Raw genomic sequence first — 19,332 nt, 5'->3', positions numbered from 1 at the left:
TCACTCGAGTTCCGGTGCCTGGTTGATCAACGCCCAGAACTTGCCCAGGGTCTGCACCGCACCGAAGAACTGGTCCACGTCCACCGGCTTGACCACGTAGGCATTGACCCCCATGTCCCAGCTGCGGGCCAAATCACTTTCCTCGCGCGAGGACGACAGGATCACCACCGGCAGGCGCTTGAGTTCTTCGTGCTCGCGGATCTGCCGCAGCACTTCCAGGCCGTCCATGCGCGGCATCTTGATGTCCAGCAGCAGCACCGCCGGCAGGCCTTCCTCGCGGTTGGCGAAGGCGCCGCGGCGCAGCAGGTAGTCCATCACTTCCACGCCATCCTCGACGTGCACGATGGGATTGGCCAGACGCGCCTCTTCCAGGGCGTCGATCGCCATTTCGGCATCGGCCGGGCTGTCTTCGGCGAGAAGAATGGTGCGCAGAGTCGTCATGCAGAGGGACCTTGTTTGTCCGCGTCGGTCGCGGGGGGCAGGTAGAAGTGGAAGGTGGCGCCGACGTCCGGTTCGGCCTCGGCCCAGATACGGCCGCCATGGCGGGTGAGCACGCGACGGACGCTGGCCAGGCCGATACCGGTTCCGGGGTAGTCGCTGGCCTTGTGCAGGCGCTGGAACACACCGAACAGCTTTCCGGCATAGGCCATGTCAAAGCCTGCACCATTGTCGCTGACCGTGAACTGATGGCCGCCGTCGGGCTGGGGCTGGTAATCCACGCGGATCTTCGCCGGTTCGCGGTTGCCCGAGTACTTCACCGCGTTGCCAAGCAGGTTCAGCCAGACCTGGCGGATCATGTTCTCGTCACCCACCACGATCGGCAGCGGCGCGATGTTCCACTCCACCTGGTGCACGTGGCCGCTGGCCTCAGCCTCGGCCTGCAGATTGGAATCGAGCATGGCGCGGGTATCGGCCACCAGCGACTGCATGTCCACCGCCTGGTGCCGCATTGCCGCACGGCCCAGCCGCGAATAGACCAGCAGGTCGTCGATCAGCGCGGCCATGCGCCGCGCCGAACTGGAGATCACTTCCAGGTAATGGCGGCTCTTGTCATCGGCCGCATCGCCGAGATGGCGCGACAGCTTGTCGGAGAATCCAGCCACGTGGCGCAGCGGCGCCCGCAGATCGTGCGAGACCGAGTAACTGAAGGCTTCCAGTTCCCTGTTGACCTCGGACACCTGTGCAACCTTGCCTTCCAGCTGGCGGTTCAGTTCCTCCACACGCAGCTGCACCGCACGCTGCACGGTGACGTCGCTGACCGTGAGCAACACCACTTCGTCATCGGTGTCCGGCAGCGGCATGCGCCGCGCGTTGAGCAGCATGTAGCGCACCAAGCCATCGGCGGTGCGCTGTTCATGCTCGAAGTCCCAGAGTTCCCGGCCGCGCAGCAGCACATCGGACAGTCGCTGGCGCATCACCGGGTCTTGCCACGCACCGTTGCCGACGTTATCCAGCACCAGGCCCTCGGCGCGCTCATCCTGCAGACCATACAGCTCGGCGAAAGCAGGATTGTGCAGCTGCACGCGCAGATCGCGGTCGAGCAGCACGATCGGCTCGCGCACCGTCTGCAGCACCGACGCTGCACGCGCGGCCGAACGCAATGACTGCCGCTCGGCGTGCAGGCGGCGGCCGATCTGCCGCTGCAGCAGCCACAGCACCAGGCCGAGCAACGCCAGCTGGACCACCAGCGAACTCCACGACACCAACTCGGTCTGCTTGCGCTGGCGGGCGGCCTGCTCGGCGCGCTGTGCCAGCAGCTTCTGCTCGCTGGCCTGCAGTTCCTCCACCAGCCCGCGGATCGGATAACGCGTGCTCAGGTCCTGCACCAGCTCGCGCTGGTCACTGTTGGGCTCTGACTTTGCCAGTTCGCGGGCAAGCGCCATGCGCCCTTCCAGCATCGACTCGATGCGGCCGATGCGGATCAGCTGCTCAGGATTGTCGCGGGTCATCCGGCCCAGTTCAGCCAGGCGACCGGGAAGTTCATTGGCTTTGGCCATGCGCTCGCGCAGGCCAGGCGCGTCCACGCCCTTGGACAGGGTCAGCGCGGCCGATTCGACATCGCGTACATCGGCCTGCAGCTGCTGCAAGGCCACGCCGACAGCCTGGGTATGATTGACCCAGGCCATCGCATCTTCGCTGTCCTGCTGCAGGTGGCGCAGTGTCAACCACGGCACCACGATGATCGCTGCGGCGGCCAGCGCCAGGGCGGGCATCCGCCAGCGGTCCCAGATGTCATCACTGAAAACCAGCGCCATAGTTCCTCATCAACACGGCCGCAAAGCATGGGCCGTACCCGGCCCCAGTGCGGCGGAACCGGCAATATAGCGCAGGCGGGTCAAAACTCTGGAGTTTCCAGCGCCGCTGGCTGAACGGCTGGTACTTCGGCGCTGTACGGCCGAGCCCACGGTCGACTGGAACCCAACGGCAGCCGAGCACGGCTCGGCTTCACGCGGGAGTGGGCGCCCCATACCGGGGCGCCCACTCCGCCAGGTCAGCGCCTGGCAGCAGTGCTGACCTTCAGTGCAGCGGCATCGACGCGGGTCACGCCCTTGATGCCCTTGGCAGTGGCAACCGCCTTGTCCTTCTCGGCCTGGGAGGCCACCGCGCCGCTCAGGCTGACAACGCCGTTCACGGTTTCCACCTTGATCTCCGTGCCCGGAACGTTGCTGCTGGCCAGCAGGTCGGCCTTCACCTTGGTGGTGATCCAGGTATCGGTCACAGGCTCATTGGAGTCATGGCGATCAGCATGCGTGGCCGGATGGCTGCTGGTCGGCGGGCTCTTGGCAGCGGGATCCTTGGCAAATGCAGCCGAGGAGGACAGCGCCAGGCCCAGCGTCAAGGCAGAAGCAATCAGTGTGCGGGAGGTATTGCTCATCGTGTCGTACTCCTTCGGGATGTGCTGCCAGTCTGGACAAGCCGCCGTAGAGCAGGCGTGGCGCTGCGGTCATGCCGCCGTGAATCGGACTGTTCCCTGGGGCAACGGTTCAGTTTGGCCTGCCACCACCCGTCGTATACCCTGCCCTTCCCACAGCCGGAGCTCTGCCATGCGCCCCGACCTGCAACTGGCCCTGATCGGCTACGGCGTCGCCGGCCGCGTCTTCCATGCGCCGCTGATCCAGCACACACCCGGGCTGGCGCTGCACAGCATCGTCAGTTCGCAGCGCGACACATTGCTGCGCGCGTTCAGCGACGTGCACGTGCGTGCGATGCCGCAGGACGTGTTCGACGATCCGGCCGTGGACGCAGTGGTGATTGCCACACCGAACGCGCAGCACGCGGCGCTTGCAATCGCGGCGCTGGCCGCCGGCAAGCACGTGCTGGTCGACAAGCCGTTTGCACTGGATGTCGCTGAAGCCGAAGCGGTACTGGCTGCGGCACGCAGCGCCGGCCGCATCGCCACCGTGTTCCAGAACCGGCGCTTCGATGCGGATTTCCTCACCCTGCAGGCACTGCTGGCCGAAGGCGCACTGGGCGACGTGGTCGAGTGCCATGCGCATTTCGACCGTTACCGGCCGCAGGTGCGCGATCGCTGGCGCGAGCAGGACGGGCCCGGTAGTGGCCTGTGGTACGACCTGGGTCCGCATGTGCTGGACCAGATGCTGGTGCTGTTCGGCTGGCCCGAGGCGATCGATGCGGATCTTGCCGTGCTGCGCCAAGGCGGCAGCGGCATCGATTACTTCCACGCCGTGCTGCACTACCCGCGGCATCGCGCGATCCTCCATTCCGGTTCATTGGTCGCGGCACAGACCCCGCACTTCAGCGTGCATGGCAGCAAGGCAAGCTGGATCAAGCACGGCCTGGACGTGCAGGAGGCGCAGCTGCGCCGCGGTGTGGCACCCGGTGCGCCAGGCTGGGGTATCGATCCGCGGCATGGTGAGCTGGTGCGCTGCGATGCCGAAGACAACGTGCAGCGCACGACGGTGGACAACCTGCCTGGCGACTACCGGCGGCTGTATGCGCAGTTCGCCGCGGCGATGCACGGCGACGGCGAAGCTACGGTCAGCCCGGTGCAGGCACTGCAGTTGATGCGGTTGCTGCAGGCGGGCATGGACAGTGCGCGCGAAGGGCGGCGAATCGCGTTGGGGTGATCGGCAGGGCTGCGCCCTGCACCCGCAGAAGCGGTAGTGCCGGCCGCTGGCCGGCAACCTCAACAGCAAAAGCCGGCTATCCGTGGGATGGCGGGGTGGGTCGGGTTGCGGGGGACGCCGTAAATCCGTCCCTGGAGGCTTGGCCGCGGCATCCATGCCGCAGACACCCCCGCAACCGCCCCCACCTGGCCTTCGGCACTTTCCCGCGATCTGCCAGTAGATCCACGCCATGCGTGGATGACGTGCAAACAATCGGAAAATGCTTTTGCAGAGTCGAGCCATGCTCGACTGCCCCTGGCGCCATGGGGGTCAGCGCCCTTTCCTGCGGAAAGGGGTCCGACCCCGATTGCTTACGACTTCTTGATGGCGTGCCCACCGAACTCGTTGCGCATCGCCGACAGCAGGCGGTCGGTGAACGAGTTGGATTCGCGCGAACGCAGGCGTTCCAGCAGCGACAAGGTGATCACCGGGGCCGGCACGTCCAGCGCGATGGCTTCGGCGACGGTCCAGCGGCCTTCACCGGAATCCTCCACATACGGCGCGATGCCATCCAGCGACGGATTGCGCTTGAGTGCTTCGGTACTCAGGTCCAGCAGCCACGAACGCACCACGCTGCCGTGCCGCCAGACTTCGGCCACCTGGGCAAGGTCCAGCTCCATCTCCTGCTTGCGCTCCATCAGCGCGAAGCCTTCGGCGTAAGCCTGCATCATTCCGTACTCGATACCGTTGTGCACCATTTTGGTGAAGTGGCCAGCGCCGGATGGACCGACACGTGCCCAGCCGCGATCTTCAGCCGGTGCCAGCGTACGCAGCAGCGGCGCGATCTGCTCCACCACCGGCGCTTCGCCACCGACCATCAGGCTGTAGCCTTCCTGCAGGCCCCACACGCCTCCGCTGGTGCCGCAGTCGACGTAGCCCAGGCCGTCCTCGGCCAGCGCCTTGGCGCGGCGGATCGAGTCCTGGTAGTTGGAGTTGCCGCCGTCGATGACGATGTCACCCTCGGCCAGGTGCGGGGTCAGCTGGCCCAGCGTCTGGTCGACGGTTTCGCCGGCCGGTACCATCAGCCACACCACGCGCGGCACCGGCAGCGCGGCCACCGCGGCGGCCAGCGAATCAACCACCTCCAGGCCGGCCTCGGCGGCGCGCTGGCGGGCGCCTTCGCCCGGGTCGTAGCCGACCACGCGGTGGCCGCCGCGATGCAGGCGCTGGGCCATGTTGGCGCCCATGCGGCCGAGGCCGATCATTGCAATATCCATTGTTTCACCTTCAGTTGGGGTCTAGGGTCAGGCTGCCTGGCCTGCCGGTAGCCGCGCAGTGGCGCAGCTGCGCCTCGCGCCAACGCCGGTAGAGCGTGGTATGCAGATTGTGCACCGCCAGGTCGATCGAAAAGGGGGTTCGCGGGTTGCGGTCAAGCAGGCGGGCGATGTGGTAGCCGATGGGACGTATACCGCGCGGATGCACATAGATCACGAACTGCTGGTAGAACGGATCGTCCAGCAGGCGGTCCATGCGTGCCAGCGTGGCGTGGTAGCGCGGCGCAAGCGCCGCGCGCACCTCAGGGTCGCGCTCGAACAGCAGTCGTTCGAAGTAGCGCTGGCCGGTGCGCGGGATGTCCTGCGCGAGTTTCCATAGTTCGACGTTGCGCTGGTCGTACCAGGCCAGGCCGCCATGCGTGGCCAGCGCCCGCGCAGCGTCCTCGCCCACCTCGACCACCACGAAGTTCTCGGCCTGGTTGCTCAGGTCATCCAGCGTGCCCTTGTCGTATGCATGCTCGATGAAACCAGGCACACCGACGAACGCCTGGCGCCCCATCGCCGAGGTACGCACTGCCTTGCCATCGGCGAAGAAATCGCCGGCATGCGCGCCAAGCAGGATGCTGTCGGTCCCATGCAGGGCGAGAAAGGTGCCGATCGACAGCTCATCCGCAGAGAACTCGGTATCGAAGGCAGCATCGCCATACAGCTCGCGCTGGGTGGCCAGCTGCGCGACCTGGCGGCCGACACCGCATTCGGCACGCACGGCACCGCTGTAGAACGCCTGCAGCGCCTTGCTGTTGCCTGCGCTGGGAACGAAACCGCGGCCAAGATTGTGCGTGCGCTGCCAGCCTTGAGCGCGCGGGCCCTGCAGGCCGAAACCGATCCAGCCCATCTGCAGGCCGGAGAAGCGGAAGCGGGTGTTGGCCTGCAAGGCCGAGGCGGCGCGTTGCGTGGCCGCCCCCAGCTGGAACGCATAGGCGCAGATCGTGGCCGGATCGTCCAGCAACTGCTGCAGCAGCGCCTGGCGTGCAGCAGCGCGCATGTGCGTGGGCCAGCGCACGTGCAGATCGCCTGCTGCCTGCGCCTCGGCCAGCGACGCACGGGTGCACACCGCGCCACCATGCACCTGCGGCTCCTTCAGCGCGGCCTCGTCGAAGCGCCAGCCCAGCCGCAGCAGCAGCCCCTGGGCGCAGTCGCCGGCTGTGGCCGCCACGCCCATCACAGGCGCGAGCAACAGGGCCGCGCCCATCAGCCAGCCGTGCACGTTCACCCTTGGTCCGTGCGGACCGGCGCGGGCTCAGGAACTGCTGCGGGTGGTGGCGGCGGTGGCGTGCCCGCAGCCTGTGGCAGGTACTGCTGCAGGCGCTGGAAGAAACGGCGATAGAAATCGGCGTCGGTGACCGTGCTGCTCGCCACTTTCACCAGCGAATCGTCATTGCTGCCGAACGGCAGTGATACCGAGCCCAGTGCACCGACGCCGACACTGGCGGACGTCGGGCTCTTCTTCAACGCATAACGGTCCTGCACGGCGCTTACGAACACCAACGCCTGATCGCCCCGGGGCGCACAGGAGATGCGCAGCACCAGCTGCTCATGGTCGTCTTCGCGCGGCTGGAAGTTCTTGTTGCCTTCCACCTGTGCGTCATCGGCACGGGCGATGGCGTACCCCTGGCTGAGCAGGGTGCGCCGCGCCGCTTCACAGGCATCGCCGGGGCGGCCATCGACGGTACGCGAGAACGTGTCGCCGGAATCGAAGGATTCGCGCAGCAGCGTGCTGTCTGCGGCACGGCCACCACAGGCCGACAGGATCAGGACGCTGCCAAGCGCCACAACAGCACTGGAAACGAGGGAGGACCGCATGGGTGCTCCTGCGAGGACGGTACCGGCAAGGGTAGCCCCGTTGCTGTGTGCGGCAGGTCGAAAGCACCCGCGTCAGGCGGCCCCGTTTGCAGCCGGTTCATGCACGAAAAAAGCAGAAGGGCCGGCAATGCCGGCCCTCGGGTATCACATACCGTGTCCGGCTCAGTCCGCCCAGCGACCGGCGCCGGTCGACTGCGGCAGCACCTGTGCCGACAGCGGGCGGTCGTTGGCCAGCAGGTTCACCGCATCGGCCAGGATGGACGCCGACTCGCGCAGCAGCGGGTCCGGGCGCTTCTCGGCCGCCTTCTCGCGCGCGGCGTCCTTGACGATGTCGCGCTCGTTGCCCGTCAGGCCGTCATCGCTGCTGTCATCGGCCAGCGGGTCCAGGGCCAGGCCCAGCTCCTTGCGCTGCAGCTGGCGTTCCTTGCGCTGGGCATCCTGGCGCTCACGCTCGGCGCGGCGCGTGGCCTCGTTGAGCGAGATGTACTTCTTGGCCGCCTCGGTGCGGAACTGTTCCACGTCCTCGTTCCACCACTGGAACTCCTTGTCGGTGGCGATGCGTGCGTCGTGGCGGGTTTCCAGCTTCGGCAGCAGCGGCGCGAAGTTGCCGTACTGGGTGTGCGGCACGGCGGCGATGCGGGTCCACGGCAGGGCGTTGTCGTAGGTGCTCTCGCCGAACTCGGTGGCGTCGACACTGGCCGGGAAGGCCAGGTCGGGCACCACGCCCTTGTGCTGGGTGCTGCTGCCGCTGATGCGGAAGAACTGGGCGATGGTCAGCTTGACCTGGCCAAAGCGCTGGGTCTCGCCGCTCGGCCAACGGTCGAGGTCGACGATGTTCTGAACGGTGCCCTTGCCGAAGCTGGTTTCACCGATCACCAAGCCACGACCGTAGTCCTGGATGGCACCAGCAAAAATTTCCGAGGCCGAGGCCGAACCGCGGTTGATCAGCACCGCCAGCGGGCCATCCCACGCCACGCCCTGGTTGCGGTCGCTGTTGACGGTGACGCGGCCACCAGACTCGCGCACCTGCACCACCGGGCCCTGCTCGATGAACAGGCCGGTCAGTTCGATGGCTTCATCCAGCGAACCGCCGCCGTTGTTGCGCAGGTCCAGCACCACGCCGTCCAGCTTGTCGTTCTTGAAGCCGGCCAGCAGCTTGGCCACGTCGCGGGTGGCCGAGGCGTAGTCGGCCGCATTGCGGCGACGGCCTTCGAAGTCCTGGTAGAAGGTCGGCAGCTTGATCACGCCGATCCTGCGTGCCGGCTCGCCATTGGCGGCCGGGATGGTCATGGTCTCTCCCTTCGCGGCCTGTTCGGCCAGGCGCACCTTCTGGCGGGTCAGCACCAGGGTGTGGTGCTTGCCGTCGGCACCCTCGGCGGCCGGAATGAATTCCAGCTTCACCTGGGTATCCTTGGCACCGCGGATCTTGGCCACGACGTCGTCGATGCGCCAGCCGATCACGTCCTCGACCAGGCCGGACTTGCCCTGGCCGACGCCGACGATGCGGTCACCCGGCTTCAGCGTGCCATCCACTGCAGCCGGGCCACCGGCGATGATCTCGCGGATCACCACCATGTCGTCCTGCCGCTGCAGCTGCGCACCGATGCCTTCCAGCGAAAGCGACATCGCCTGGTTGAAGTTCTCGGCGGTGCGCGGGGTGAAGTAGTCGGTGTGCGGATCGACAGCGCTGGTGTAGGCGTTCATGAAGAACTGGAAGACATCCTCGCCCTTCAGCTCGTTGACCGACTTTTCAAGCGTGGCATAGCGCTTGTCCAGCGTCTTGCGGATGTCATCGGGCTTCTTGCCGGCCAGCTTAAGGCGCAGCCAGTCATTCTTCACCGACTTGCGCCACAGCTCATCCAGCTCGGCGCTGCTGGCGGCCCACGGCACCTTCTTGCGGTCGTACTCGAAGCGCTCGTCGGTGGTGAAGTCCGGTTCCTGCTTGAGCAGCTTGCGCGCGTAGGCCACGCGCTCGCCGACGCGCTGCTTGTAGACCGCAAAGACCTGGAATGCCGGCTCCAGCTCGCCGCCGCGAATGGCCGAGGAAATGTTGGCTTCGAACGGCGCAAAGCGCGCCACGTCGGCCTGGGTGAAGTACTGCTTGCCGCCGTCAAGCGTCTCCAGGTAGCGCTTGAACACGTCCTTGGACGTGGCCTCGTCCAGCTCGCGCGGGCGGTAGGCATAACGGCTGTCGGACAGCAGGCCGTACACCAGCTTGGAGGTGGTCACCTGATCGGCGGTTACCGCAGCGGGCAATGCCGGCGAGTCGGCCTTGGCCGCCAGCGCCAGCGGCGCCACCAGCGCCAGGGCCATCAGGAATGCGGGGGCTTTGAATTTCATTGACGTGCTCGAAGGCGCCTTGCCAAGGGGGAGACTGCGGGGTGTTAAGACACCACGACAGTGCCGAAAGTTGCCGGGTTTGTCACCCGGCCGCGCTCGGTGGAAAACCAGCCTAGCCGGGCCGGTGTAGCAAATTGTGAATGCATGTAGAGCCGAGCCCATGCTCGGCTGGCCGGCAGCAAGCAGCCGAGCATGGGCTCGGCTCCACGGCAGGCAGAGGTGTGCGGATCAAGGGTCCGCACCCACAGGAGAAGTAGCTCCCACCCACCGGCAGGGTGTCAGGAAATGCCGGCGCCCTTGGCCTGGACGTCGGCGTGGTACGACGAGCGCACCATCGGGCCGGAGGCCACGTGGCTGAATCCCAGCTCGTAGCCGTAGTCCTCCAGCGCCTTGTAGTCCTCGGGAGTCCAGTACTTCAGTACCGGGTGGTGATGCGCGGTCGGCTGCAGGTACTGGCCGATGGTGATCATGTCCACATCGTGCGCGCGCAGGTCGCGCATGGTGGCCTTGATCTGTTCGAAGTCTTCGCCCAGACCCAGCATGATGCCGCTCTTGGTCGGCACGCCCGGGTGCTGCGCCTTGAAGTTCTTCAGCAGGTTCAGCGACCACTGGTAGTCCGCACCCGGGCGCACATTGCGGTACAGGTCCGGTACGGTTTCGATGTTGTGGTTGAACACATCCGGCGGGTTCTGCGCCAGGATCTCCAGCGCGCGCTCCATGCGGCCCTTGCCACGGAAGTCCGGCGTCAGCACTTCGATGCGGGTACCCGGCGACTTTTCGCGGATGGCGGTGATGCAGTCGACGAAGTGCTGGGCACCGCCGTCACGCAGGTCATCGCGGTCGACGCTGGTCACCACCACGTACTTCAGGCCCATGTCGGCCACGGTCTGGCCGAGGCTGGCCGGTTCGTTGGCATCCGGCGGCTTCGGGCGGCCATGGGCCACGTCGCAGAACGAGCAGCGGCGGGTGCAGACCTCGCCGAGGATCATGAAGGTGGCGGTGCCATGGCCGAAGCATTCGTGGATGTTCGGGCAGCTGGCTTCCTCGCATACGGTCACCAGGCGGTTTTCGCGCAGCTTGGCCTTCAGGTTCTGCACGGCATTTCCCGAGGGAATGCGCACGCGGATCCATGACGGCTTGCGCAGCACCGGCGCGTCGGCGAACTGCACCGGCGAGCGGTTGATCTTGTCACCGCCCAGCTGCTTGACCCCGGCCTGCAACGGCGCGGCGGATGGGGAGTCGCCCTGCACGATCTGCAGGGGAATGGAACGGGCGGTGGTTTCAGTCATGGCAGTTCCGGGAGCGGTCAGGCGGCCGCAGAAAGATCGGGCAGTTCGTGCGTGGGCTGGAGCAGCAGGCCGAACTGGCGGGCCAGGTGCTCCAGCAGTACCGGCTTGACGGCCTCCATGCCGGAGGGCCCGCCCAAGTCTACTACCGAGGTCACCTGCAACCCCTGATAGCCACAGGGATTGATGCGGTGGAAGGGTTCCAGGTCCATGGCCACGTTGAAGGCCAGTCCATGGAAGGTGCAGCCGCGCCGCACACGGATGCCGAGCGCAGCGATCTTGGCACCACCGACGTAGACGCCCGGGGCGCCCTCGCGGCGTTCGGCACCGATGTTCCACTCGGCCAGCGTATCGATGAGGGCCTGCTCGATGCGGCACACGTAGTCGCGGACCCCGATCCCCAGCCGCGGCAGGCGCAGCAGCGGATAGACCACGATCTGGCCGGGACCGTGGTAGGTCACCTGGCCACCTCGGTCCACGTGCAGCACCGGGATCTCACCCGGTGCCAGCACGTGCTCGTCCTTGCCGGCCTGGCCCAGGGTGAACACCGGGTCGTGCTCGACCACCCACAGCTCGTCGGCATCGTTGTCGCTGCGCTGGTCGGTGAAGCGCTGCATGGCGCGCCATACCGGCTCGTAGGCCTGGCGGCCGAGGTCACGGACCACCGCCGGACGCGGCGCGCGGTGTTCCGGGGCGGCTTCGGCCGGGCAGCTGTCGGCTACAGCGTCCACTTCACTTCCGGGTGGTCGCGCAGCGCCTGGTGCGCCAGGTCGTACTGCTCGCGGCTTTCGGCCTTGAACACGATGCGGACGGAGACGTACTTGCCGTTGGAGGAGTGCTTCCAGCTGATGCGTTCGTTGACCACATCGATGCCGGCAGCCAGCAGCAGGCGGGGGAGCTCATGTTCCAGGCCGCGGTTGGCCGGGCCCATGGCGCTGAGCTCGAACTGGCCGGGGAACTGGAAGCCGTGGTCGGGGTTGTCGGACTTGATTTCCATGGAGCCATTATCGGGCCGCAGGGCAACAAACCCAAGAGTATTCATCAACGTCAAAGGGCGCACTGGTGAGTCGCTGCGTTGCAGCTGAACAGACGTTCAGCATTGGTCATTGCCCCGAAGCCCGCTACAGGAGGGTTCAGAATTGTCCTCACGAGACAATGTCGTTTTCGGAACAGACAAGTGATTCGAACGCGCTCGTTCCGTCACGTCCCCGCGAGTACCGTGTCGCGGCATATAACGACAGACAGAACAAAGCCCTCCCAATGAGTCCCCCTTCCCACCGCCGCCTTGCGGCCCTCGGCCTGTACGGCCTGCTGGCTGCTGCCCTCCCGCTTGCCGCCCAGGCGGCCGAACAATGTGGCCCGGACGCGATGCGCGACCATCCGCCGCAGGTCAATTTCCGCGTCGACAACGACCTGTTCGGCGGCCGCCACCAGGATCAGGGCTATACCAACGGTGCGCTGTTGACCCTGGTCTCCCCCAATCTGGTCGATTACACCGACGACCCCTGCCTGCCACGCATGGCGCGCTGGGTGAACCGGTACCTGGAAGGGCTGCATCCGGGCAGGTTCGAACAGCAGAACATGATCTTCAGCATCGGCCAGGGGATTTTCACCCCAACCGATTTCAGCCGCAGGGACCTGATCGAGGACGACCGCCCTTACGCCGGCGTGCTGATCGCAAACTTCGGTTTCAATGCGCGCAGCGGCGACCGCCTGCAGACCACCCAGCTGACACTGGGCGTGGTCGGCCCGTGGGCGCAGGGCAAGCAGGTGCAGAATGCCGTGCATGAAGTGTTGGGCGACGAGAAATTCAAGGGTTGGGACAACCAGCTGCACAACGAACCACTGTTCATGCTGACCCATGAGCGCATGCGCCGCTGGCCGGGCGATGCCAGCGTCAATGCCGACGGTTGGGGTTGGGACGCGATCAGCCACTACGGCGGGTCGATCGGCAACCTGGAAACCAAGGCCAATTTGGGCGGTGAAGTGCGCTTCGGCTGGAAGCTGCCGGATGACTTCGGCAGCACGCCGTTGCGCCCGGCAGGTGAGAACACGGCGCCGACCCGCGGCGGCCGCCCAAGCGGGTGGTCCTGGCACCTGTTCGCGACCTCCGACGCTGCCTGGGTGATCCGCGACATCACGCTAGATGGCAACACCTTCCGCAACAGCCACAGCGTGGACAAGCGCCATGTGGTGGCCTACGGCGGGTACGGCGTGGCGGTGATGTACGGCCGCTGGAAGTTCGCTGCCGCGCGCTACCACAGCACGCGCGAATTCAACGGCCAGCGCCAATCGCCGGTGTTCGGCAGCTTCACCATCAGCCGCTCGCTGTAGGCGAGGGGCTGAGGGTGAAGCGGGTAGGTGCCGACCGTTGGTCGGCACACCGGTTACTGCATCGCTCGCTGCAAGTGAGGCGCTGCCGGTAGTGCCGGCCGCTGGCCGGCTCTCGCATTTCCGGATGGATTCATGGGGAGCCGGCCAGCGGCCGGCACTCCCCCCATCCGCATCCGACATCCCGGAACGAAAAGGCCGGCATACGCCGGCCTTTTCATTCACCACGCCGGGGCGTGGATCATTCCGATTCCCACCACATCCAGAAGCTGTCCCACAGGCGCTTGAAGAAGCCGGCCTGTTCGACGGCAGTCACGGCGACCAGCGGCGCTTCGGCGACGACCTTGCCGTCCAGCGTGACCTTCACGGTGCCGATCTGCTGGCCGGCAGTGAACGGTGCCTCCAGGGTCTTGGGCACGTCGATGCTCGGCTTCAGGTCGTTGTAGCGGCCGCGCGGCACGCTGACCAGCATCGGCTGCGCCACGCCCAGCTGCACCTTGTCGGCGGTGCCCTTCCAGACCTTGTGCTCGGCCACGGGCTTGCCCGGCTCGTACAGGCGGTGGGTCTCGAAGAAGCGGAAACCCCAGTTCAGCAGGGCCAGGCTGTCATCAGCGCGCTGCTTTTCCGACGCACCACCCAATACCACGGCGATCAGGCGCTGGTCGCCGCGCTGCGCCGAACTCATCAGGCAGTAACCGGCTTCGGAGGTGTGGCCGGTCTTGATGCCGTCGACGCTGCCATCTCGCCACAGCAGCAGGTTGCGGTTCGGCTGCTTGATGTTGCCGACCTGGAATTCCTTGATCTTGTTGTACGCGTAGGTTTCCGGGTAATCACGCACCATCGCGCGGCCCAGCAGTGCCAGGTCATAGGCGGTGCTGTGGTGGCCTTCGGCGGTCAGGCCGTGGGCGTTGACGAAGTGCGAGTTCTTCATGCCGATCTTGGCGGCGTAGCTGTTCATCAGCGACGCGAAGGCTTCTTCGCTGCCGGCCACATGCTCGGCCAGGGCGATCGCGGCGTCATTGCCGGACTGGATCGCCATGCCCTTTTCCATGTCTTCCAGGCGTGCGGTCTGGTTGACCGGGAAGCCGCTGTAGCTGCCATCGGTGCCGGCGCCGCCTTCGCGCCAGGCGCGCTCGCTCATCATCACCTGGTCATCCGCACGGACCTTGCCGTTCTTGACCTCGGCGGCAACCACGTAGGACGTCATCACCTTGGTGATGCTGGCCGGGGCCAGCTGCTCGTGGATGTTTTCGCCAGCCAGCACCTGGCCGGTGGCGTAGTCCATCAGCACCCAGGCCTTGGATACGCTCGGCACCGGCGCCGGGGGGGTGGCGACGGTGGCCGGGGCGGCAGCGGCGGCGGCAGGCGCAGGCGTAGCCGGGGTCGGAAGCGGCGTCTGGGCGGAAGCCAGGCCCACCACCAGGGTGGCGGCCAGGGCGGTGGCGGCGGAACGGAAATTCATTGGACAGCAGGCTCCAGGGGACGGCCAGGAATGGAGGGTGGAACGAAGCGGCCATTGTAAGGCCGGGCGAGCCTGGGCCGGCAGCACCAGCCCAGGCGGGTCAATCCTTGACGATCTGCGGCGAACCCAAGCCCAGACCGGCGATGCGGCCGACAAGTTCCGCGGCACTGGCATGGTCGCTGGCGGGAACGCGCAGCCGGAACAGGGTGCGGCCACCGGCGGCGATGTCGCTGATGGTCGCGCCGACAATGCCGGCCGCGTTGAGCTGGCCCATCGCGCGGTTGGCATTGTCGCGGCTGGAGAAGCTGGCGACCTGCACCATCACCGCGCCGACCACCTGCTGCGACAGGCTGGGGGCTGCTGCGGTGGCGGGCACCGTACGCACTGCGGCCGGCGCGACCGTGCGCGGCGCGGCGCTGGCGACTGCAACCGGCGCCATTGTGGGGCTGCGCACCGGCGGTGCGCTCGGCGGCAGGCTGCTGACCGCCACGTCCGGCACCGCGCTGGCCACGCCCTGTGTGGTGGCCGGCTGGCCACGCGCAGGCGTGGCGTCGGCCGGAAGGCGCTTGACCAGGCGATCGATGTCGCTGTCGGCGGTGGCACGCGCAGCCGTTACCGGGCGCGTACTGGCCGCCGCGACAGCCGTTTCGGCGGCACGGCGCTCGCGGCGCGACGGCTTCTGCGCCAGCAGGTTGCCCTCGCCCGGCTGCAACGCGCGCACCTCCACATTGCCGGTACCGCGCTGGGTGATGCCCAGCCGCACTGCGGCGGCATAACTGAGGTCGACCACACGGCCATCATGGAACGGGCCACGGTCGTTGACGCGCACAATCACCGACTCGCCGTTGTCCAGGTTGGTCACACGGGCGAAGCTGGGCAGCGGCAGCGTCTTGTGCGCGGCGGTGAACTGGTACATGTCGTAGACCTCGCGGTTGGAGGTCAGGCGGCCGTGGAACTTGGCGCCGTAGTACGACGCGGTACCGCGCTCGACATAGTTGCGGGTGTCGTCGAGCACCTTGTACGACTTGCCCAGCACCACGTACGGCGACTTGTTGCCGATGGCCGAACGCTCTTCGGCGGTCACTTCCGGCTCGGGAATGCAGGCGACGTTGGGAATGTAGTCCGGGGTGCTGTCGCGCACGCCTGGCTTGTACAGCCCCCCGGCGGTGTAGTTGCCGCGCGTGTTCGGGTCTTCCTTGGCCGCGGCATAGGGCGAGCCTTCCGGGCAATGCGCCGGGCGCGAGCCCCGACCCTGCACCACCGTGCCGCTGGGCTTGCCACCGTGGCCGGCCGTGGCCGGCTTCTTCGGCGCACTGCTGCAGGCAGCCAGCGCGAGGACGATCAAGCTCGGGACCAGCCATCTGATGTTCATGCCGGGGGCAGCTCCTGTCCGGCGATGGCCTGCGACAACTGGAACACGGCCATCGCGTACATCTTCGAGAGGTTGTAGCGGGTGATCGCGTAGTAGTTCTGGAAGCCCAGCCAGTACTGCTTGCCGGTGCTGCCCTCAAGCGTGATCGGCGTTGCGGTGGCGCCCGGCTGCACCGCAGCGCTGGGCTGGTAGCCGCGCTGGGCCAGGTCGGCCAGCGACCAGGTCGGCATCCATTCGGTCGGGTTGAACTCCTCGCGACCCGGCGCCAGCGTGGCCGGTACGGCCACCTGGCCACCACGGACCCAGCCGCCCTTCTTCACGAAATAATTGGCGATGGACGAGAACACATCGTCGTAGCTGGTGAACAGGTCGCGACGGCCATCGCCATTACCGTCCACGGCGTAATCGAGATAGCTGGACGGCATGAACTGGCCCATGCCCATCGCACCGGCATAGCTGCCCTTGAGCGTGGTGATGTCCAGCTTTTCCTCACGGCCCAGCTCGAACAGCTTGGCCAGCTCATCGCGGAAGAACAGCTCGCGGCGCACTTCGCGTTCCAGCTTGGCCGGGTCGCCACTGCGCGGGTAGTAGAACGCCAGCGTGTACAGCGCATCGAGCACGCGGTGGTTGCCGGCATTTTTCCCGTAACTGGTCTCCACGCCGATGATCGCCACGATCACCTCGGCCGGCACGCCGGTGCGCTGCTGCACGCGATCCAGTTCGACACGATGCTGGGCCAGGAACGCGCGGCCGCCATCGATGCGTGCCTTGCTGATGAACATCGGCCGGTATTCGTTCCACGGTTTGACCCGTTCGGCCGGACGCGACATGGCGGCGATGATCGGCTGGCGCACCTGCGCCTGGTCGAGCACGCTGCTGATCTGCTCCGGCCTCAGGCCATAGCGCTTGGCGGTATCGGCAATGAAGCGGGCCCGTGCAACCTCGAACGGCACCGGGGTGAGATCGACCGGCGGTGCGGTGGCGGCAGCGGCTTCAGGCGCGGCCTCGGCCGGACCATGGGCCTTGGCGGACGGCTGGCGCGGCGTGCTGCTGGCCTGCGGCGAAGACGGTGGGGACTTCGGCTGGGTCGCGCAGGCGACCAGGCCGAGGGTGAGCATGCAGGCCAGAGTGCGTCGAATCATCGTCGCAGGTTAGCAGGTCATGGATGAATTAAAACCCCTAACACCATGAATCACAACGATTTGCCCCCGTTCAGCGGGAAATGTGAAGACGTCGTGATCGGGCTTCCCCATTCAGATAGAGGTGGCCGGTTGCGTCCCCATCCCCGCAGACGCAACCGGCGACCGGATCCGGTCGGTACCTGCGCGGCTGCCGCTCCCCAGTGACAGTTCCCCGCGCTCCCTGTACCCGTTGGATCAGTACTGCTCCCGCCCGACGCCCCCTCGCGCTGCATCGATTGACGGCGCGCCGTGCCGAACGGGCCGCCATTGTGCAGGCCGATTACGACAAGTCCATTGATCAAGATCAACGCGGCGTAAAAATGTGAACCAGCTAACGTTTTTTGCGGACTTTGGTCAGCGGGTGTGCTGTCGTGCAGCGTTGTGAGAACGCTTCCATAACCGGCGTTGCGCAGAGTCAGGAAGTTTCCAGCCGTCGGCTCAGCCCCTCGTGGGTGGTGTCTGGGTGGTCGCGGAAAGGAGAAGCCGCGGGTGGGGCGGTCGGGTTGGGTGCGCGGGGGACGCCGTGAATCCGTCCCTGGAGGCTTGGCAGCCGCATCCATGCGGCTGACACCCCCGCGTACCCAACCCGACCGGCCTCTGACAGATTTCGGAGGTCTGCCACCCACGGAGAAGAAAAAGAAGATCAAAAGCGGATCGCGACGCTGCGCTTGCTCGTGAGCCGAGCATGGATCGGCTCTACACAAGGCAATGAAGCGACCCGCCAGGCCGCCTTTGCTTTTGATCTTCTCTTTCTTCTCCGTGGGTAGACGCGCACGGAACCTGTCCGTGGCCGGGTAGATGGGCTGCGCAGGGGCGTGAGCCGCATGGATGCGGCGACCGAGCTTACATGGATGTACTTGCAGCGTCCCCTGCGCGGCCCATCTACCCGGCTCCACCCATGAACTGCTTTGCGCGGTCATCCACGAGGGGCTGCGCCGTTGGCTGGAAACCCTATCCCCCGTGCACGGGCCGGTGCCCACGCACCGCCATCACCAGTCCGATGCCGGCCAGCAACGAGACCGCCGATGTCCCGCCATAGCTGATCAACGGCATCGGGATGCCTACCACCGGCAGCAGGCCGGAAATCATTCCGCCGTTCACCAGCACGTAGACGAAGAACGCCAACCCCAGGCTGCCGGCCAGCAACCGTGCATGCGTGTCGCGTGCGTGCACTGCGATCCACAGGCAGCGTCCGACCACGAACAGGTACAGCGCGAACAGCGTCGCCACACCGATCCAGCCGAATTCCTCGGCCAGCACCGAGAACGCGAAGTCGGTGGTGTACTCGGGCAGGAAATCCAGCGTGGCCTGCGTGCCCTGCCCCCAGCCACGCCCCTGCCAGCCACCGGAACCGATCGCGATGCGTGACTGCAGGATGTTCCAGCCGGTGCCGAGCGGGTCTGCCGCCGGATCGAGGAAGGTCAGCACGCGATCCTTCTGGTACTGACGCAACAGACCGAACCATGCCAGGGGTGCGACCACCGCAAGCCCTGTTGCCCCGGTCGCCACCCATCCCCAGTGCAGGCCCGCCAGCAACAAGGCGAACACGCCGCTGGCGGTGACCAGCGTTGCGGTACCGAGGTTGGGCTGCATCAGGATCAGTACTGCAGGCATGCCGATCAGCACCGCAGCCGTCAGTACCGTGCGTGGCGACGGCGGCAGCGGTTGGCGATGCAGGTACCAGGCCATCATCAGCGGCAGGCTGAGCTTGAGCAGTTCGGACGGTTGCAGGTAGAACACGCCGAGGTTGAGCCAGCGCTGCCCGTATTTGCCGGTGCCGACCACGTAGACCGCCATCAGCGGCAGCATCGACAACGCATACAACGCTGGTGTCCACGCCCGCAGGCGCAGCAGCGAAACACGCGACAGCAGCCACATCGCCACCAGGCCACCGGCAAAGCGCGCCGCCTGCCCGGCCACGGGGCCGGACACGCTGTGGAGCACCGCCAGGCCGACGCCCATCAGGATCAACAACGCAACCAGCAACGGCAGATCGATCGTGCGCACCGCCTCACGGCAGCCGCCAAGCAGTCGTTTCCATTCCACACGGCCACGGTAGCAATGCGTGCTTGCATGAAGCTGTCAGCGCGGCGCCGCATTTGTAGAGTCGAGCCATGCCCGACTGCCTTTCATACAGCAGAAGCAGCCGAGCATGG

At 66.5% G+C, this 19,332-nt stretch carries 16 protein-coding genes; 2 read left to right on the top strand and 14 right to left on the bottom strand.

The annotated features are described in order from the left end of the window. The 3 genes from AC5P8C_RS07715 to AC5P8C_RS07705 form a co-directional block, all read right to left on the bottom strand. Complete coding sequence (locus AC5P8C_RS07715; protein WP_005411057.1) at window positions 1-441, bottom strand: response regulator; 441 nt, start codon at window positions 439-441, stop codon at window positions 1-3. Beyond that, a complete protein-coding gene (locus AC5P8C_RS07710; protein ID WP_019660667.1) occupies window positions 438-2,255 on the bottom strand; it encodes a sensor histidine kinase in 1,818 nt (605 codons plus the stop codon). The genes AC5P8C_RS07715 and AC5P8C_RS07710 overlap by 4 nt, the downstream gene beginning before the upstream one ends. 236 nt (window positions 2,256-2,491) lie before the next feature. After that, entirely contained in the window at window positions 2,492-2,875 is a 384-nt protein-coding gene (locus AC5P8C_RS07705; RefSeq protein WP_495218527.1) for a BON domain-containing protein, read from the bottom strand. A gap of 169 nt (window positions 2,876-3,044) precedes the next feature. On the opposite strand from AC5P8C_RS07705, the gene AC5P8C_RS07700 reads away from it, so the two are divergent. After that, on the top strand, window positions 3,045-4,088 hold the full coding sequence (locus AC5P8C_RS07700; protein ID WP_233653731.1) for an oxidoreductase: 1,044 nt from the start codon (window positions 3,045-3,047) through the stop codon (window positions 4,086-4,088). Window positions 4,089-4,438: 350 nt separating this feature from the next. Here AC5P8C_RS07700 and gnd read toward each other — a convergent pair whose 3' ends face one another. From gnd to AC5P8C_RS07665, 7 genes are all read right to left on the bottom strand, one after another. After that, a complete protein-coding gene (gnd, locus tag AC5P8C_RS07695) occupies window positions 4,439-5,344 on the bottom strand; it encodes a phosphogluconate dehydrogenase (NAD(+)-dependent, decarboxylating) (protein WP_111098686.1) in 906 nt (301 codons plus the stop codon). A gap of 10 nt (window positions 5,345-5,354) precedes the next feature. Then, on the bottom strand, window positions 5,355-6,593 hold the full coding sequence (locus AC5P8C_RS07690; RefSeq protein ID WP_495218629.1) for a hypothetical protein: 1,239 nt from the start codon (window positions 6,591-6,593) through the stop codon (window positions 5,355-5,357). Between the two features lie 17 nt (window positions 6,594-6,610). After that, window positions 6,611-7,204 carry a DUF2242 domain-containing protein gene (locus tag AC5P8C_RS07685; RefSeq protein WP_495218526.1) on the bottom strand — a complete coding sequence of 198 codons (594 nt, stop codon included), beginning with the start codon at window positions 7,202-7,204 and terminating at the stop codon, window positions 6,611-6,613. A gap of 162 nt (window positions 7,205-7,366) precedes the next feature. Continuing rightward, window positions 7,367-9,544, bottom strand: coding sequence for a carboxy terminal-processing peptidase (locus AC5P8C_RS07680; protein WP_495218525.1), 2,178 nt, complete (start codon window positions 9,542-9,544; stop codon window positions 7,367-7,369). A 278-nt stretch (window positions 9,545-9,822) separates the two neighbouring features. Continuing rightward, window positions 9,823-10,833 (bottom strand): lipoyl synthase, encoded by a 1,011-nt coding sequence (gene lipA / locus AC5P8C_RS07675; RefSeq protein WP_019660674.1) that lies wholly within the window; start codon window positions 10,831-10,833, stop codon window positions 9,823-9,825. Between the two features lie 17 nt (window positions 10,834-10,850). Further along, complete coding sequence (gene lipB / locus AC5P8C_RS07670) at window positions 10,851-11,561, bottom strand: lipoyl(octanoyl) transferase LipB (RefSeq protein WP_019660675.1); 711 nt, start codon at window positions 11,559-11,561, stop codon at window positions 10,851-10,853. Beyond that, the gene (locus AC5P8C_RS07665) at window positions 11,549-11,827 is read right to left on the bottom strand and encodes a YbeD family protein (RefSeq protein ID WP_005411067.1); all 279 of its coding nucleotides are present in this window, start codon (window positions 11,825-11,827) and stop codon (window positions 11,549-11,551) included. The genes lipB and AC5P8C_RS07665 overlap by 13 nt, the downstream gene beginning before the upstream one ends. A 263-nt stretch (window positions 11,828-12,090) precedes the next feature. On the opposite strand from AC5P8C_RS07665, the gene AC5P8C_RS07660 reads away from it, so the two are divergent. Next, window positions 12,091-13,164, top strand: a complete 1,074-nt coding sequence (locus AC5P8C_RS07660) for a lipid A deacylase LpxR family protein (RefSeq protein ID WP_021203734.1) — start codon at window positions 12,091-12,093, stop codon at window positions 13,162-13,164. Window positions 13,165-13,402: 238 nt separating this feature from the next. On the opposite strand, the gene AC5P8C_RS07655 is transcribed toward AC5P8C_RS07660, so the two are convergent. The 4 genes from AC5P8C_RS07655 to rodA form a co-directional block, all read right to left on the bottom strand. Beyond that, a complete protein-coding gene (locus AC5P8C_RS07655) occupies window positions 13,403-14,623 on the bottom strand; it encodes a D-alanyl-D-alanine carboxypeptidase family protein (protein WP_019660678.1) in 1,221 nt (406 codons plus the stop codon). Between the two features lie 100 nt (window positions 14,624-14,723). Beyond that, window positions 14,724-15,995, bottom strand: a complete 1,272-nt coding sequence (locus AC5P8C_RS07650; protein WP_019660679.1) for a septal ring lytic transglycosylase RlpA family protein — start codon at window positions 15,993-15,995, stop codon at window positions 14,724-14,726. Further along, complete coding sequence (mltB, locus tag AC5P8C_RS07645) at window positions 15,992-17,137, bottom strand: lytic murein transglycosylase B (protein WP_019660680.1); 1,146 nt, start codon at window positions 17,135-17,137, stop codon at window positions 15,992-15,994. Before mltB ends, AC5P8C_RS07650 begins: the two co-directional genes overlap by 4 nt. Before the next feature lie 990 nt (window positions 17,138-18,127). Beyond that, window positions 18,128-19,222 (bottom strand): rod shape-determining protein RodA, encoded by a 1,095-nt coding sequence (gene rodA, locus AC5P8C_RS07640; protein WP_495218524.1) that lies wholly within the window; start codon window positions 19,220-19,222, stop codon window positions 18,128-18,130. Between the last annotated feature and the right edge of the window lie 110 nt (window positions 19,223-19,332).

It is taken from the genome of Stenotrophomonas sp. YJH_SMC_46, assembly GCF_059370315.1.
The sequence above is the reverse complement of the archived record's forward strand: the minus strand, read 5'-3'. Positions and strand labels throughout refer to the sequence as shown.

Bases quoted from the DNA above. Each gene is read 5' to 3' on its own strand.
- AC5P8C_RS07650 (WP_019660679.1), bottom strand. From the start codon at position 15,995: ATGAACATCAGATGGCTGGTCCCGAGCTTGATCGTCCTCGCGCTGGCT.
- AC5P8C_RS07665 (WP_005411067.1), bottom strand. From the start codon at position 11,827: ATGGAAATCAAGTCCGACAACCCCGACCACGGCTTCCAGTTCCCCGGC.
- gnd (WP_111098686.1), bottom strand. From the start codon at position 5,344: ATGGATATTGCAATGATCGGCCTCGGCCGCATGGGCGCCAACATGGCC.
- AC5P8C_RS07715 (WP_005411057.1), bottom strand. From the start codon at position 441: ATGACGACTCTGCGCACCATTCTTCTCGCCGAAGACAGCCCGGCCGAT.
- lipA (WP_019660674.1), bottom strand. From the start codon at position 10,833: ATGACTGAAACCACCGCCCGTTCCATTCCCCTGCAGATCGTGCAGGGC.
- mltB (WP_019660680.1), bottom strand. From the start codon at position 17,137: ATGATTCGACGCACTCTGGCCTGCATGCTCACCCTCGGCCTGGTCGCC.
- AC5P8C_RS07680 (WP_495218525.1), bottom strand. From the start codon at position 9,544: ATGAAATTCAAAGCCCCCGCATTCCTGATGGCCCTGGCGCTGGTGGCG.
- AC5P8C_RS07655 (WP_019660678.1), bottom strand. From the start codon at position 14,623: ATGAATTTCCGTTCCGCCGCCACCGCCCTGGCCGCCACCCTGGTGGTG.
- AC5P8C_RS07705 (WP_495218527.1), bottom strand. From the start codon at position 2,875: ATGAGCAATACCTCCCGCACACTGATTGCTTCTGCCTTGACGCTGGGC.
- AC5P8C_RS07660 (WP_021203734.1), top strand. From the start codon at position 12,091: ATGAGTCCCCCTTCCCACCGCCGCCTTGCGGCCCTCGGCCTGTACGGC.
- AC5P8C_RS07710 (WP_019660667.1), bottom strand. From the start codon at position 2,255: ATGGCGCTGGTTTTCAGTGATGACATCTGGGACCGCTGGCGGATGCCC.
- AC5P8C_RS07690 (WP_495218629.1), bottom strand. From the start codon at position 6,593: ATGGGCGCGGCCCTGTTGCTCGCGCCTGTGATGGGCGTGGCGGCCACA.
- AC5P8C_RS07700 (WP_233653731.1), top strand. From the start codon at position 3,045: ATGCGCCCCGACCTGCAACTGGCCCTGATCGGCTACGGCGTCGCCGGC.
- AC5P8C_RS07685 (WP_495218526.1), bottom strand. From the start codon at position 7,204: ATGCGGTCCTCCCTCGTTTCCAGTGCTGTTGTGGCGCTTGGCAGCGTC.